General features: G+C 70.2%; 4 protein-coding genes. All 4 read right to left on the reverse strand.

Annotated elements, in window-relative coordinates; translation table 11 throughout:
- Positions 1 to 426 (reverse strand): phosphoribosylformylglycinamidine synthase subunit PurQ (locus VIP82_RS04155; RefSeq protein ID WP_331906023.1); only part of this gene is annotated, 426 nt, incomplete at its 3' end.
- 11 nt (positions 427 to 437) lie between these two features.
- A complete protein-coding gene (purS, locus tag VIP82_RS04160; protein WP_056012025.1) occupies positions 438 to 770 on the reverse strand; it encodes a phosphoribosylformylglycinamidine synthase subunit PurS in 333 nt (110 codons plus the stop codon).
- Between the two features lie 170 nt (positions 771 to 940).
- Entirely contained in the window at positions 941 to 1,369 is a 429-nt protein-coding gene (locus tag VIP82_RS04165) for a hypothetical protein (RefSeq protein ID WP_331906024.1), read from the reverse strand.
- Positions 1,370 to 1,532: 163 nt separating this feature from the next.
- Positions 1,533 to 2,003 (reverse strand): kynureninase/PvdN C-terminal domain-containing protein (locus VIP82_RS04170; protein ID WP_527250125.1); only part of this gene is annotated, 471 nt, incomplete at its 5' end.

Below are 2,003 nucleotides of genomic sequence, written 5' to 3' on the forward strand. Positions count from 1 at the left end.
GCCGTTCTTCAGCGGGATCGTGATCTGCTGGCCGGCCTCGAAGTCGCCGGTCCAGTCGGTCGACGCGTTCTCGACCGTGAGCACCTGGTCGCGGCAGATGAAGGAGCCGTGGTCGTTGCGGATGAGCCCGCCCTCGAGGAGACCGGCCTCGGTGAGCATCTGGAAGCCGTTGCAGATGCCGAGCACGGGCATGCCGGCGTTCGCCGCGGCGACGACCTCGGTCATGATCGGGCTGAGCGAGGCGATCGCGCCGCAGCGCAGGTAGTCGCCGTAGCTGAAGCCGCCGGGCAGGATCAGCGCGTCGACGCCCTCGAGGTCGTGCGAGCCGTGCCAGAGGGCGACGGGCTCGGCACCGGCGAGGCGCACCGCGCGCTGCGCGTCGCGGTCGTCGAGCGAGCCGGGGAAGGTGATGACACCGATGCGCATGGCGACCCCGCTCAGTGCGTCTCGCCGGCGGGAGCGCCGAAGCCGTCGTCGGTGACGGATGCCGCGTCGGACGCCTCTTCGGCGAGCTCGGCGTTCGTCACCTCGTAGTGGATGCCGACGACGTCTTCGATCACGCCGTTGGAGAGGATCTCCTCGGCGATCTCCTTGACGCTCGCCTTGAGTGCGTCGTCGACGGGTCCGTCGACGGTCAGTTCGAAACGCTTGCCGATGCGCACGCCGCTGAACCCGGTGCGACCGGTGCGGGCGAGGGCGCCGGCGACGGCCTTCCCCTGGGGGTCGAGCAGTTCGGCTTTGGGCATCACGTCGACGACGATGGTGGGCACCGCGGTTCTCCGTCCGGTGTCGAAAGTGTGGATGCGTCGATTCTACCGGGGCGCGGAGGCATCGAAGCATCCGGCGTCGTCGGTGCCCCGTGCGCACATGCCGGACGGTCCGGTCGCGTGGATCGCGACCGGACCGTCCGTGGGTGATGCGGCGTGCTGCGGGTCGCCCGTCAGCGCCGGGTCACTGCCTTGACGAGGAGCCCGACGGCCACGATCGCCGCTGCGCCCACGGCGATGACGAGACCGGGATTCTCCCGGTATCGCGCCTTCACGTAGGCGACTCCTTCATCGGCGACCTCGCGTGCGTTCGCCACGGCGGCGGTCGCCTGGGCGGCGACGGTGTCAGCGACGTCGGTGGCGGAGTCGCGCACGTCGTGCAGCACATCGCCGACGGCTGCGGTCGTCTGCTCGGCCGCGCGGCTCGTCGCATCGCCGACTCGGTCGGCGCCCGTCTTCACCGCACGTGTCGCGTCCGCAGCGCCGCTGCTCGCGGCGTCGGCGATGCGATCCGCGCGCTCTCGCGCTGTCTCGGTCACGCGGTTCGCCGTGTTCTTCACGCCTGCCGTGACGTCATTCTTCGTTCGGTCCGTGTCGGTCATCAGTGGCTCCCTTCGCCGGGTGATCAGGGCATCACATCGGATGATCGAGTCATCGTACGCTCGTGAACCGTGAACGGCCCGGATCGGCCATTGGGCTTGCCACGGCCCCGTCGGGCTGGTAGTGGTTCGCAGCGGTGCCAACGGATGCCGCGTTCTCCTGAGGTCAGGCGAGCCCAGCGCGCTCCTGCAGCACCGTCTTCAGGGTGGTGCGCGTGGCGTCAAGGCCGCGGTGCACCTCCTCGAAACTCGTCGAGAGCGGTGAGAGCCCGATGCGGAGTCCGCCCGGGTCGCGGTAGTCGGGGATCACGTCCTGCTGCCAGAGTCGGGCGGTCACCTCGCGCATCGCGGGGTGGTGCAACGTGACGTGGCCGCCGCGCTCCTCGGGATCGGCGGGGGAGGCGAGGGTCACGCCGAGGGGCGCGAGCCAGTCGTCGGCGAGGGTGATCGCGAACTCGGTGAGCGCAACCGACTTCTCGCGGAGCGCCGGCATGCCCGCCTCCTCGATCATCGCGAGCGTCTCCTCCATCGCGAGCATGCCGACGATCGGCGCGGTGCCCGAGAGGAAGCGGCGGATGTCGGGCACCGGCTCGTACTCTGGTCCCATCGCGAACATGTCGGTCGTGCCCCACCAGCC

This window comes from Microbacterium sp. (assembly GCF_036566905.1).
Classification (GTDB): domain Bacteria; phylum Actinomycetota; class Actinomycetes; order Actinomycetales; family Microbacteriaceae; genus Microbacterium.

Bases quoted from the DNA above. Each gene is read 5' to 3' on its own strand.
- VIP82_RS04165 (WP_331906024.1), bottom strand. From the start codon at position 1,369: ATGACCGACACGGACCGAACGAAGAATGACGTCACGGCAGGCGTGAAG.